This window comes from Streptomyces xylophagus (assembly GCF_000716435.1).
Taxonomy (GTDB): domain Bacteria; phylum Actinomycetota; class Actinomycetes; order Streptomycetales; family Streptomycetaceae; genus Streptomyces; species Streptomyces xylophagus.
The window spans coordinates 251,794-263,851 of record NZ_JNWO01000008.1; the positions used below are offsets into that span (position 1 = coordinate 251,794).

The window sequence follows — 12,058 nt, forward strand, 5'->3', positions numbered from 1 at the left end:
CCGGATTCCGGAGGCTGCGCTTTCTGTGGATCGACCAAGGGCTGCCTGTCGGACAAGAGGTGCCGAGAGTGGCTGATGAGTGCAAAGTACCCGGCAGTCTGTGCTGTTGCCGCGGTAAAGATTGTTATTGCCCTGTGATGACCTCGTGGAGGGCTGTGGGCGTCCGTGCGTACCGTGAGTCGTATGACCTCAGCCTCCCGCGTAGCGACCGTCGCCGATCTGGACGCCGTCGTCGCCACCTTCACCAGCGCCTTCCTCCACGATCCGGTCTGGGGGCCCGTCTTCCCCGACGAGCGGCGGCGGGCCGCGCAGGCGGCCGTGATGTGGCGGGTCTATGCCGGCTCCGCGCTGCGGTATCCGTGGACTCTGGTGACGCCGGAGGTGGAGGCAGCGGCGGTCTTCATTCCGCCGGGCGGTGTGGAGTTGACCGAGGAGGAGGCCGCCGGGCTGGAGGGGCGGCTGGCCGCGGTCACGGATGCGGAGACGGCCCGCGCGATCATGGTGGTGGGGGAGCGGTTCGAGGCGGCACACCCCGTCGAACCGTTCTTCTACCTCACGATCCTGGGCACGCACGCCGACCACCGCGGCAAGGGCCTGGGTATGGGCCTGGTGACGGAGGGGCTCGCCCGGATCGACGCGCTCGGCGCCCCCGTCTATCTGGAGTCGACCAACCCGGCCAACAACAAGCGTTACGAGAGCGTCGGCTTCCTGGCTCGCGACGAGATTGTCACCGCCGGCGGCCAGGTGGTCACGACGATGTGGCGTCCGGCCACCCGTTGAGCTTTGGCTATTGGTGGGGGTGGCAACTCGGGCTAGCGTGCCGGAACATGAGGATTCTCCAGCTGTCCGACACCCACCTGGAGCGCACCGACGCCCCCAACCGCCACGGCGTCAACGCGACGGACTCGCTGCGGTTGATGCTCGCCGAGCTGCGGCTTCAGCGGGGTGTGGACGCGGTCGTCGTCACCGGGGACCTCGCGAACGACGGGGCGGTCGAAGCGTACGCGGCCGTGCGGGAGTTGGTGGGTGGGTTCGCGCGCGTGATGGGCGGGGTGCCAGTCTTCTACACGACCGGGAACCATGACGAGCGGGAGGCGTTCGGGAAGGTGCTGGGGAGTGGGCACGAGGCCGCGGACGCCGTGTTTCCGGCGGAGTTCGGGTGTGCCGCTGTCAGTACGGTCGGCGGGTACCGGATCGTCACGCTCGACTCGCTCGTGCCGGGGGAGGTGTACGGGGTGCTGAGCCGGGCCCAACTTGACTGGTTGGAGGAGGAGTTGAGGACTCCGGCCGAGAACGGGACCGTTCTTGCCTTTCATCATCCGCCGATCAACCTAGGTACGCCGATGCAGCGGGCCTTCGGGCTGCGGAATCCGGGGGAGTTGGCGGACGCGATCCGGGGGAGTGACGTACGGGTCGTGCTCACGGGCCACTTCCACCTCCAGCTCTTCGGGTTCCTGGAGGCGACTCCCGTGTGGGTCACGCCCGGTGTCGTCAACCGGCTGGATCTGACCACCGCGCCCGGCACCGAGCGGGCCGTGCGGGGTGCCTCGGCCTCGCTGGTGGAGCTGGGCGGGGAGACCGGGCCGATGTTCCATACCCTCCATGCGCGAGATCCCCGGGCGCACGAGACGGTGTACCAGTTGGACGCGGAGCAGGTTCGGTCGGCCCTCGAACGGCATGCGCCGTAGCGGGCTTACGCGACCACGGGGTATAGTGGATCTTGAGCCCGCCGCCGTAACTCCGGCCGGTCGGCGCTGCGTTGGTGGTCCAAGGAAAGACGCCCCGCTTCCTGCGGGGAAATGCAGGTGCAAGGCCTGCCCGGCGCTCCGATGAAGTCCCCGTCCCGCATCGCGCGGGGCGGGGACTTCGCGTTGTGCGAACTGGCCTTGCGTGAACTGGCCTTGTGCGTACCGGCGTTGCGCGTACTACAGATTCCCCAGCGGCTCGATGTCCACGTGTACCGGTGTGCCCCACACACGGAGCACCTCGTAGTCGGTGAACTCGTGGACGAGGCGGTACGCCATCGCCGCGCGGGAGCCGCGGCGGGCGGCGTTGATGTACAGCTCGGCCTCGTGGCGGTCGCGGCGTGGGGTGCCGCAGAGCTGCCAGGCCTGGCCGTTCCACAGTTCGGGGAGCCAGCGCTGCTGGGCCTGCGGGCGGTCCTCGCGTACGCCGTAGCGCGAGGGCGTGGTGTCGGTGGGCCGGGTGACGGCGGGGCCGTTGAACTCGGAGCGGCGGGCCGCGCGGCGCCGGGTCTCGCAGAGGAGGCAGAGGTCGGGGGCGTCGTTGTCGACCGGGCCGTTCGGATGCTCCGGGCAGCGGGTGGTGGGCGCGTTGCCGCTGACGCTGTCGTCCAGCAGGTCGAGGGCGCGCTTGAGGTCCGCCTTGACCTCGTGCAGCCGGGCGTCGGGGGTGTCGGACGTGAGCGCCTCGCCGTGCTCGCCGAGGAGGCGGAGGGCGCGGCCTAGGGCGGTCTGCTGGGCGTGGTTCATGGTCGCTCGGCGCCATCCTTGGTCTGTGGGTGCTCGGCGGTGCGGGGGGTCATGGCGTTGCCTCCTGTCCTCCATGGTGCCCTCCATGGTGCCCCGGGGTGGTGTCGGTCGATCGTAGGGCGGTCGCGCACGCGGCCTTTCGCGCCGGTCCTGCCAGTTTCGTTTGTCCCGCCGGTCTCACCGTTTCGCCGTTTCGTCGGCCAGATCCTGGACTTGCGAGTCCAATTTCATCGTCGCACAGTGGCACTCCGCCCTGGCCCGTCCAGGGTCACGTCCCGTACGAGAACCGACCGGACAACGGAGTGAACTGAACCATGTCGATGAGGCTTTCGGGCAAGACCGCCCTGGTGACCGGAGCGACCAGCAACATCGGGCGGGCCATCGCGGAGGCGTTCGCCGCCGAGGGGGCGCATGTCGCCGTCTCGGGCCGCAGCGCGGAGCGCGGCGAGGAGGTCGTCGCCGGGATCCGCGCACGCGGCGGCCGTGCCGACTTCGTGCGGGCGGACCTGGACGGCGCCGCCTCCTCCTCGCAGGCGCTGGCGAAGGAGGCGACGCGGATTCTCGGCGGCCGTGTCGACGTCCTGGTCAACAACGCCGGCATCTACCCCGGCGACTCCACCGCGGACACCGACGAGAAGACCTTCGACCAGGTCTACGCGGTCAATGTGAAGGCCCCGTTCTTCCTCACCGCGGCCGTCGCACCCGCCATGGTGGAGGCCGGCGGCGGAGCGATCATCAACCTGGGTTCCTGGATCTCGCGCCTGGGCATTCCGATCGGCTCCCTCTACAGCTCGACCAAGGGGGCGGTGGAGACTCTGACCCGGGCCTGGGCGGCGGAGTTCGGGCCGCAGGGGGTACGGGTGAACGCGATCTCCCCGGGTGTCGTGCTGGAAGTCGCCCCCGGCGAGACCCATCCCGCCGAGGTCATGATGAAGGGCACGCCCGCGGGCCGTATCGGAACACCTGACGCGATCGCGAACGCCGCGGTGTATCTGGCCGGTGACGAGTCCGCCTTCGTGCACGGGATCGTGCTCGACGTCGACGGGGGTCGCAACGCTGTCGCTGTCATCGCGGGCTGAGGCGCGGGACCGTAGCGTCCGGGCGTGCGTCGGTGAGGGCGTTCCGGTGGTGGGGGTCGGGGGGCCGGGGCCGGGTGCGTCACCCCGTCTGTCGGGGGCCGGGTGTGGGGTGCCGGGCGTGTGAGGCGTTCGTCGGGGGCCGGGGCGGGGTACGTGAGGTGTCCGTCGGGCGGGTGGAGCGGCCGGTGCCCGGTCACGTCACCGCGCAGCCCGCGCGGCGCAGGTCCGCGATTCCCTGGTCGAGGGCGATGCGCAGGAGATCGGACCGGCCCGTCGACAGGAGGACCGAGACACCTCCTTGGATCGCGGCGAGCAGGACCCCGGCCCTCGCCTCGGCATCGACGTCGGCGGGGAGCCGGCCGGCGGCCTGCAGTGCCCGGACGCCCGCCGCCAGGCTCTCCTGCCACTGGCGCATCAGCTCGATCACGATCGCCCGGGCTCCGGGAGTCGAGCGGCCAACCTGCAGGAACAGGGACCCGAGCGGGCACCAGTCGCCCTGCGCCTCATAGCGTTTGAGCACGACGTCCCGCCACTGCTCCCACGCCTCCCACGAACCCAGGCAACTCAGATACGGCTGCTGGTCCTCCAGGACCTGATCCGCCTCGAACTGGGCCACCGCGAGGAGCAGTTCGTCCTTGCCGGCCGGGAAGTAGTGGAAGAGCTGGCTCTTGCTCGTGCGGGTCCGCGCCATGACGTCGTCCAGCGTCGCCGAGGCGACACTCTTCTCCCGGACCACCGCGGCAGCGCCTTCGATGATCCGGTTCCGGGTCGCCTTCCCCTTCGCCGTCAGCTGCCCGCGCATGGCTGGTCTCCTCGGATCCCGTATCCCGCATCCGCTAAATGGACTGGAGAGTCCAGGGTAGCCCGGGAGGCCGGCACGGAGTACGGCTGACCTCTGTGGTCCTTCAGGCCGCAGGGTGGGCCGTGAACGTGACTTCCTCGTGGTCATCGTCCAGTGCGATGTTCAGCGAGGCGTCCAAGGCCAGGGTCAAGCGGCGCAGCAAGGGGAGGGTCGGCAAGGTGTCGGCGCCTTCGACACGGGAGATCTTCGCCTGCGTCAACCCGGCACGGTCCGCGAGCTGTGTTTGTGTCAGCCCCAGTTTCAGCCGGCGGTCGTACACGGCCTTGGCGAAAGCCATGGCCAGCCGGATCTCCGCCCGCTCGGCAGCGACCTCAGGCGATTCGGTGTGCTCCTCGGCCACCTTCTTCTCGCGGGCCAGCTTCCAGCGGGTGTGGCTCATCGCGTGCCTCCTTTTTCGCCGCAACTGTACGTAGTGTGAGCCGGCCCATGCTCGGTGGCGCACACCTTGCGAGCGGCCACCGCGCGCGCGACCTGGGCCGCCTCATGCATGCGGGTCTTGCGGAAGACGGTGAGAAGCACGATGCGCCGATCCGCTGCGAACCAGTACTCCTCCACTTTGCGGTGGTGGTTGTCGGGGTGGAGTGAGGCGTCGGTGTCAGGCGTGCTTGAGATCCTCGACGAAGGACGACCACGCGGCGGCCCGGAACACGAGTTTCGGGCCGAGGGGGTTCTTGGAGTCGCGGACGGGGACGAGGGCGGGGTGGCCGTCGGCTACTTCGAGGCAGTCGCCGCCGTCGCCGCCGCTGTGCGTCGACTTGCGCCAGCGGGCTATTTCGAGGCAGTCCCCGCCGCTGCCGCCGCTGTAGCTGGACTTGTGCCAAGTGGCCGTGCGCAGGTCTTGTTCAGGGGTGCTGTTCGGCATGCTCGTAATCCTGCGCCATCGCCTCGATCAAGGCCAGGGACTTCTCGGGGGAGAGCGCGCAGGCCGCGAGGAGTTCGTAGGTGAGGCGGTGGTGCCTGACGGTGCTCGGGTCGTCCTCCAGACGTCCGGTGCCGACACCTTCGAAGTAGACCAGTGGCGGGGCGTCCTCGAAGTCCATGAGCTTGATGGAGCCCTGCATGGCGGGATGCGCCCCTGCCTCGAACGGCAACACCTGCACGATGACCCGGTTCCGGCGCATCAGGCCGGTGATGCGATGCAGGGCTGCCGCCATGACCGCCGGGCCGCCCACCACCCGGCGCAACGCGGCCTCGTCAACAATCGCCCACAACAGCGGTGCTGTTGGGTCGTCGAGGAGCTGAGTCCGCTCGATCCGGGCCGTCACGAGTTCCTCGATCACGTCATCCGTTGCCGCGGGCTGATAGGCGCGGAACACGGCCCGTGCGTACTCGGGCGTCTGGAGCAACCCGGGGATGAGCATGGTCGAGTACTGCCTGATCTCCGTGGCCGTCGCTTCCGCCTCCGCCGCCTCCGCAAAGTGCTCGGGATACTTCGACTTCGCCGCCGCCCCACAGTTCCGCGCGAAGAAATCCCCCGTCCCCAACTCCACGTCCAGCATCCGCGCGTACTCCGGCAACATCCGCCGCGTCCCCGCCTCCAACTGCCCGATGAACGAACCGCTCACGAACAACCGTTGCCCCAACTCGTCCTGGCTGAGCCCCGCCTTCTCGCGGGCGTGACGGAGTTCGGCGCCGAGCAAAGCGCGCGGTGACGACGACGGGTCGAGATCCTTCGGTCCTGCCACAGCAACTCCCTGTCCTAACACCGGAATTTGTTGGGACTCCCCGTATGGCCAGGTTAGACACGTTGCCACCACGCTGTGTTGCGAACAGCAAACTCTGCGTGGAGGCGTAAGGAATGCTGCGGTCGACGGAAGAAGTCGTCGCTTCGCTCCGGGAGGCGCTCACCGGTGTCGGTGTCGTCCTGCCGTCCCTGTGTGTGGACCCGGTGACCGGCGCCAGCGAGGAACCGTTCGCGCTTGTCGTGCTGGGGCGTTGCAATGTCCGTACCGCCGAGAAGCTCGCGTCCGTGTTGCGCGGGGAACGGCCGCCGGTCGGGGCGCATGCCGTGGACGTACGGGACGGGCGGGTCGGGGAAGTGATGGGGCACGTGGGCGGGAACGTGCAGTTGCGGCCGGTCGGTGGGGGCCGGGAGTGGGACTGTCCGCCGGAGGCGACCGGGCCCGCGGCGCAGGAGGAGGTGTTGCGGGCGCGGGTGCGGGAACGGAATCGTGAAGCCCGCCTGCCCTGAACCGGTCGCCGTGATCGACTGAAACCATGGCCGCAATCCCGCCCCGAGTCCTCCGGGCCCTCGAAGCCTTCAACTCCGCCCACCCCTGGAGCCACAACGCCCACTACCACCCTTGGCTGCTACGGCAGTTGCCCCGCAGGTTCGGGCGCGCCCTGGACGTCGGTTGCGGGAGCGGGGACCTGGCGCGGCTGTTGGCCGGGCGGAGTACGGGTGGTGTGGAGGGGATCGACTCCGATCCCGAAATCATCACCCGGGCAAGGGAGTTGACCCCGCCCGGCGTCCCCGTGGACTTCGTCGTCGCCGATGCCGCGGACGGAATACCCGCCGGCCCCTACGACGTCATCACCTGCGTCGCCGCCCTCCACCATCTCCCGTTCACGGAAACGCTCACCCGCTTCCGCGACCAACTCGCCCCCGGTGGAACCCTCGTGGTCGTCGGCTGTGCCCGCGAGGACGACCTCGTCGACCAGCTGCTCGGGGCCCTCTCCGTCGCCCTGAACCTCGTCGTGGGCTGGCTGAAGAACCGGGGTCGTAGGGCCGTGTCCCGCCCGGTGTCCATGACCGCCGTCACCCGGCCACCGGAGATGACCTTCGCCGAGGTCCGCCGCGAGGCGATCCACGTCCTGCCGCGGGTCCGGCCGCGGCGGTGGCTGTTCTGGCGGTACACGCTGGTGTGGCGGGCGCCGTTGGCATGATTCCCGCCGCCGATCGTCATCCCCCCTCTCCACCGACCGTTGCGCGCTGTCGCTACCCGCCCACGAGCGCCGGTGCGAGCTCGCTCCACGCCTCCGTCGGTACCTCGAACGGCGTCTCCATCAACACCTGCACGCAGACATGGTCGGCGCCCGCGTCCAGATGCTCGCGTACCCGGTCGAGGATCGTCGCCTCGTCGCCCCACGCGACCAGCGCCTCCGCCAGCCGGTCGGAGCCGCCGCGTACGAGGTCCGTCTCGTCGAAGCCGCCCCGCAGCCAGTTGTTGCGGTAGTTCGGCAGGCCGGTGTAGATGTCCAGGTGGGCGTGGGCCCGGCGCAGCGCGGTCTCGCGGTCCTTGGTGAGTACGGCGCCCAGCTCGACGGCGACTGTCTTGTCCGGGCCGAGGGCCGCGCGGACCTCGGCGGTCTGGGCCGGTGTCACCAGATACGGGTGGCTGCCGTCCGCCAGTTCGCGGGTCACCTCCAGCATGCGGGGGCCGAGCGCGGCGACGAGGACGGGCGGGCGGGGTGCGTCGGCCTCGGCGGCGTAGAAGGTCGCTCCCGCCATCGCCGTGAGGTACTCCCGCATGGCGGCGACGGGCTTGCCGTAGCTGCCGCCGCGTACCCGTTCGACCAACGGCCGGTGGCTGACGCCTAGTCCGAGCACGAATCGGCCTCCGTAGGCGGCGGACAGCGTGCGGGACGCCGCGTTCGCCGCGACCGCGTCCCGCGCCCAGATGTTGGCGATGCCGGTCGCCACGCGCATGCGTGAGGTGGCGGCGAGCAGCAACCCCGCCTGGCTGAATGCCTCCCGGCCGTAGGCCTCGCCGAACCACAGGGTTCCCCAGCCCTGGTCCTCCAACTCGGCCGCGATCTGTCCGGCCGCCGCCGGAGGCACCGCGTCCAGGCTCGCGGTCCAGATTCCGACGCGCCCGAGACCGGCTTCTTCCCTCACTGTCATACCGGGACAGTAGGGGCGGGGGCCGGGTGGGCGCCGTGACCTGGCCGCTCACCGTCGTTGACCCGGGTGTTCGTACGAGGGGAGGTGGCTCAGCCGCCGGGCTGGTAGGAGCGGGGCGCGGAGCCGGTCCAGCGTTTGAAGGCGCGGTGGAAGGCGCTGGGTTCGGAGAACCCCAGCTGATGTGAGATGTCCTCGATGGAGGTGGTGCCTGCGGCCAGTGCCGCGATGGCGACATCGCGGCGCAGTTGATCGCGGATCTGCTGGAACGACGTGCCCTCCGCCGCCAGTCGCCGGCGCAGGGTCTGCGCGCTCACCGCCAGCCGGGCCGCGATGTCCTGCGGGTCGGGCATCCGGTCGGGGAGTGACTGCCCGAGCAGTCGGCGTACTTGGGCCGCGGCGGTGCTGCCGTAGTCCAGGCGGGCGAGTACGTCGTCCGGGGCGCGGCGCAGGAAGGCGCGCAGCCCCGACTCGTCCTGGAGTACGGGCAGTTCGAGCAGCGAGCGGTCGAAGACGAGGGCGGTGCGCGGGGCCCGGAACGTGCACGGGGCGCCGTAGAGCAGGTCGTATTCGAGGGCGTGCGGCGGGGCCGGGTGGCTGAACTCGACCCGGGTGAGCGTGATTCGGCGGCGGATCAGCCAGCCCGCGAAGCGATGGGCGACGACGGTGGCGGATTCGGCGAGGTAGTGATCGGGGTCGTCGAAGGCGGTGAGGTCGAAGACGAGCCGTGCCTCGTTCGTCTCCTCTGCGGGGTTCTCCTCCATGTGGAAGCCGGGGCCGCCGGGGAACAGGCCGTAGAAGGTGCTGCTGCGGTTGATCGCGGTCCGCAGATCGGGGCTGCAGTGCACCACCGCGTGGCACATCATCGCGAAGGTGCCCACCTTCAGGGGCTGTGGTCCGAGGCCCTGCAACTCGTCGTCGAGTGCCTGCCACACCGCCTTGGTGAGCCGCGCGAACTGCTGCGGCGACACCCGGGCGAGCGGGGCCTCCAGCAACTGCGGTGGGATGGCCGCCTGTTCGAGGAGCGCGGTGATGTCCTTGCCGTGCCGCTCGGCTCCGCGCAGCGCGGCCCGCACGTGGTGGATGGCGACCGAGCGGGTGGGCGCGCCGTACGCGTCGCTCTCCGGAGGTGCGGACATGGCCGCCGATCGTACGGGACGCGGCAGTCAATGGCGGTGAGCGCTGAGGTCATGACGGGTCGCCGTGCCGCGCGCCTACCGTCGGGGCGTGATCAGGAACGGATATTTCGACGACGCCCACGAGGCGTACCGGACCGCGTGGCGCGGCTTCATCGAACACGAGGTCGTGCCGAGGCAGGCCGGCTGGCAGCGCGACGGGATCGTCGGCAAGGACGTCTGGCGGCTCGCGGGCGAACAGAACCTGCTGTGCCCGTGGGCCGATCCCGCGTACGGCGGACTGGGCCTGGCCGACCTGCGGTACGAGCAGATCATGATTGAGGAGTTGGCGGAGGTCGCCGAGTCCGGGTTCGCGGTGCCGTTGCACTCCGGTGTCGTCGCTCCGTACCTGGCCGCGTTCGGTACCGATGACCAGAAGACCCGCCACCTCACCCCCGCGGTCTCCGGCGAGACAGTGCTCGCCATCGCGATCACCGAGCCCGGTACCGGTTCGGACGTGGCGGCCATCCGCACGCACGCGGTGCGCGCCCCGAGCGGGGACGGCTGGGTCCTCAACGGAGCCAAGACCTTCATCTCCAGCGGCGTCAACGCGGATCTCGTCATCGTCGCCGCCCGCACCGGCGAGGACCACGCGATCGGCCTGTTCCTCGTGGCCACCGGCACTCCCGGCTTCACCCGGGGCCGCACGCTCGACAAGCTCGGCATGCGGACCTGGGACACCGCCGAGCTGTTCTTCGACGACGTCCACGTCCCCGACGCCGATGTGCTCGGCGGGCCGGACCAGGGATTCGCCCTGCTGATGGGGCAGTTCGCCCTGGAACGGCTGGGCGTCGCCATGGGCGCGGTGGCCCATGCGGGGGCCGCGCTGCGGGAGACGGTCGCCTACACCAAGCAACGCTCCGCCTTCGGGCGTCCGTTGGCGAAGTTCCAGGACACCCGCTTCCGGCTGGCCGCGATGCGGGCCCGGATCACCTCCGCCCAGGCCTTCGTCGACACCTGCGTCCTCGCCCACAACCAGGGCACCCTCACCGCCGACCAGGCCGCCGAGGTGAAACTCGTCACCACCGAACTGCAGGGCCAGGTCGTCGACGACTGCCTGCAGATGTTCGGCGGTTCCGGCTACCTCTGGGAGTCCCCGATCTGCCGTCGCTACGCCGATGCCCGCGTCCAGCGGATCTACGGCGGCACGTCCGAGATCATGAAGGAGATCATCAGCCGCTCGATGGATCTGTGAGCCTCTCCGCTCTCTCCGCTCTCTCCGCTTGGAGCGGCCTGCTCTGCCGGGCGAGGCCGAAGGCGTACGTGGCCAGGAAACCGACCCCGTACCCGGTCAGCAGCCCGCCCCCGTAGATCGCCACCGTCGTCCCCAGCCCCCTGTTCCCCGCCAGCAACGGGAACAGCGCCCACCCCGACGGTCCGATCGCCGTCGCCCCCACCTTGTCGCCCAGCATCGCGAAGAACCCGACGAACGCCCCGCCCGCCGCCCCGCCCGCACAGGCGGTCAGGAACGGCCGGCCCAACGGCAGCGAGACGCCGTAGATGAGCGGCTCGCCGACGCCCAACAGCCCTGCCGGGAGCGCCGACTTGATGGTCGTACGGAGTGAAGTGTCGTGGCGCAGGCGGAAGTACACGGCGACCGCCGCACCCACCTGGCCCGCGCCCGCCATCGCCAGGATGGGCAACAGGACGGTATAGCCCTGCTGTTGGATGAGGGTGGTGTGGATCGGGATCAGGGCCTGGTGGAGGCCCAGCATCACCAGGGGGAGGAAGAGGCCGCCGAGGATCAGGCCCGCGAAGGGGCCGGTGGTCGACAGGAGCCAGTTCGCCGCCGTGCCGATCGCGGTGGAGATCTCGCCGGCCGCGTACATCAGGCCGTAAAGCGTCGCCAGGCCCGCGATCAGGACCGTCAGGGTGGGGGTGACCAGGACGTCGAGGGTCGCGGGGACCCAGGTGCGGCACCACTTCTCGACGTATGTGCCGAGCAGCGCGGCGGCGAGTGCGCCCAGTACCCCGCCCTGGCCGGGGGAGAGGGCGACCCCGAACGCCGTCACCTTCGCCACCCCGGGATACACCACGACCGCCGCCACCGCACCGCCCAGCACGGGCGTCCCGCCGAACTCCTTCGCCGTGTTGTAGCCGACGAAGACCGCGATGAGGGCGAGGAACGCGGAGGCGATGGCGGCGAGGGCGGCCGTCACTCCCGGGAGCCAACCCATGTTGATCAGCAGCCCGTTGAGGCCTGCCAGTACTCCGCAGCCGATCAGGGCGGGGATGAGGGGGACGAAGATGTTCGCGACGCGGCGCAGGAGGATCTTGCCGGGGGTCGCGTTGCGCGCCCGCTGTTCCTCCTTCAACTCGGCGCCGCGCGCGGCCAGTTCACCGGCGCTCCCCACCAACTTGTCGAACTCCGGGGTCACTCGGGCCACCACCCCCGGCCCCAGCACGATCTGGTACGTGTCGTCGTCCACGACCCCGAGCACGGCGGGCAGCGCCCGCAGCGCCTCCTCGTCCACCAGTGACCGGTCGGCCAGGCCGAGGCGGAGGCGGGTCATGCAGTGCGCCACGGAGGTGACGTTCGCGGGGCCGCCGACGAGGGGGAGGAGGGCGGCGGCGGTGGTGTCGTACGAGGGCGAGGTATCCACCCTCCG

At 70.3% G+C, this 12,058-nt stretch carries 14 protein-coding genes; 6 read left to right on the forward strand and 8 right to left on the reverse strand.

The genetic code is table 11. The features are described 5' to 3' along the window. The first annotated feature begins 183 nt into the window (after nucleotides 1-183). A complete protein-coding gene (locus OO70_RS21145) occupies nucleotides 184-780 on the forward strand; it encodes a GNAT family N-acetyltransferase (protein WP_043673475.1) in 597 nt (198 codons plus the stop codon). Between the two features lie 47 nt (nucleotides 781-827). After that, nucleotides 828-1,688 carry a metallophosphoesterase gene (locus tag OO70_RS21150; protein ID WP_043674033.1) on the forward strand — a complete coding sequence of 287 codons (861 nt, stop codon included), beginning with the start codon at nucleotides 828-830 and terminating at the stop codon, nucleotides 1,686-1,688. Nucleotides 1,689-1,925: 237 nt separating this feature from the next. Here OO70_RS21150 and OO70_RS21155 read toward each other — a convergent pair whose 3' ends face one another. Then, nucleotides 1,926-2,492, reverse strand: a complete 567-nt coding sequence (locus tag OO70_RS21155) for a hypothetical protein (protein ID WP_043673478.1) — start codon at nucleotides 2,490-2,492, stop codon at nucleotides 1,926-1,928. A gap of 314 nt (nucleotides 2,493-2,806) precedes the next feature. Between OO70_RS21155 and OO70_RS21160 the strand changes: the two genes are divergently transcribed. Next, nucleotides 2,807-3,571: an SDR family NAD(P)-dependent oxidoreductase gene (locus tag OO70_RS21160; protein WP_043673482.1), complete on the forward strand. Its 765-nt coding sequence runs from the start codon at nucleotides 2,807-2,809 to the stop codon at nucleotides 3,569-3,571. A 193-nt stretch (nucleotides 3,572-3,764) separates the two neighbouring features. Here the strand turns inward: OO70_RS21160 and OO70_RS21165 are convergent, their stop codons facing one another. The 4 genes from OO70_RS21165 to OO70_RS21180 form a co-directional block, all read right to left on the reverse strand. Beyond that, complete coding sequence (locus tag OO70_RS21165) at nucleotides 3,765-4,373, reverse strand: TetR/AcrR family transcriptional regulator (RefSeq protein WP_043673485.1); 609 nt, start codon at nucleotides 4,371-4,373, stop codon at nucleotides 3,765-3,767. Between the two features lie 103 nt (nucleotides 4,374-4,476). Beyond that, nucleotides 4,477-4,812, reverse strand: a complete 336-nt coding sequence (locus OO70_RS21170; protein WP_043673488.1) for a helix-turn-helix domain-containing protein — start codon at nucleotides 4,810-4,812, stop codon at nucleotides 4,477-4,479. 216 nt (nucleotides 4,813-5,028) lie between these two features. Beyond that, nucleotides 5,029-5,295 carry a DUF397 domain-containing protein gene (locus tag OO70_RS21175; protein ID WP_043673491.1) on the reverse strand — a complete coding sequence of 89 codons (267 nt, stop codon included), beginning with the start codon at nucleotides 5,293-5,295 and terminating at the stop codon, nucleotides 5,029-5,031. Continuing rightward, entirely contained in the window at nucleotides 5,276-6,118 is an 843-nt protein-coding gene (locus OO70_RS21180; RefSeq protein WP_043673494.1) for a helix-turn-helix domain-containing protein, read from the reverse strand. Before OO70_RS21180 ends, OO70_RS21175 begins: the two co-directional genes overlap by 20 nt. Nucleotides 6,119-6,231: 113 nt before the next feature. On the opposite strand from OO70_RS21180, the gene OO70_RS21185 reads away from it, so the two are divergent. Both OO70_RS21185 and OO70_RS21190 read left to right on the forward strand, forming a co-directional pair. Beyond that, nucleotides 6,232-6,624: a hypothetical protein gene (locus tag OO70_RS21185; protein WP_043673497.1), complete on the forward strand. Its 393-nt coding sequence runs from the start codon at nucleotides 6,232-6,234 to the stop codon at nucleotides 6,622-6,624. Nucleotides 6,625-6,650: 26 nt separating this feature from the next. Then, nucleotides 6,651-7,319, forward strand: a complete 669-nt coding sequence (locus tag OO70_RS21190; protein ID WP_043673500.1) for a class I SAM-dependent methyltransferase — start codon at nucleotides 6,651-6,653, stop codon at nucleotides 7,317-7,319. Between the two features lie 52 nt (nucleotides 7,320-7,371). On the opposite strand, the gene OO70_RS21195 is transcribed toward OO70_RS21190, so the two are convergent. Further along, entirely contained in the window at nucleotides 7,372-8,277 is a 906-nt protein-coding gene (locus OO70_RS21195) for a TIGR03620 family F420-dependent LLM class oxidoreductase (protein WP_043673503.1), read from the reverse strand. An 89-nt stretch (nucleotides 8,278-8,366) separates the two neighbouring features. Further along, nucleotides 8,367-9,413 (reverse strand): AraC family transcriptional regulator, encoded by a 1,047-nt coding sequence (locus OO70_RS21200; protein WP_051741464.1) that lies wholly within the window; start codon nucleotides 9,411-9,413, stop codon nucleotides 8,367-8,369. Between the two features lie 88 nt (nucleotides 9,414-9,501). On the opposite strand from OO70_RS21200, the gene OO70_RS21205 reads away from it, so the two are divergent. Further along, entirely contained in the window at nucleotides 9,502-10,644 is a 1,143-nt protein-coding gene (locus tag OO70_RS21205; protein WP_106971736.1) for an acyl-CoA dehydrogenase family protein, read from the forward strand. Here OO70_RS21205 and OO70_RS21210 read toward each other — a convergent pair. Further along, a complete protein-coding gene (locus OO70_RS21210; RefSeq protein WP_043673506.1) occupies nucleotides 10,622-12,052 on the reverse strand; it encodes a PTS transporter subunit EIIC in 1,431 nt (476 codons plus the stop codon). The two genes, OO70_RS21205 and OO70_RS21210, sit on opposite strands and share 23 nt — an antisense overlap. Nucleotides 12,053-12,058 lie beyond the last annotated feature (6 nt).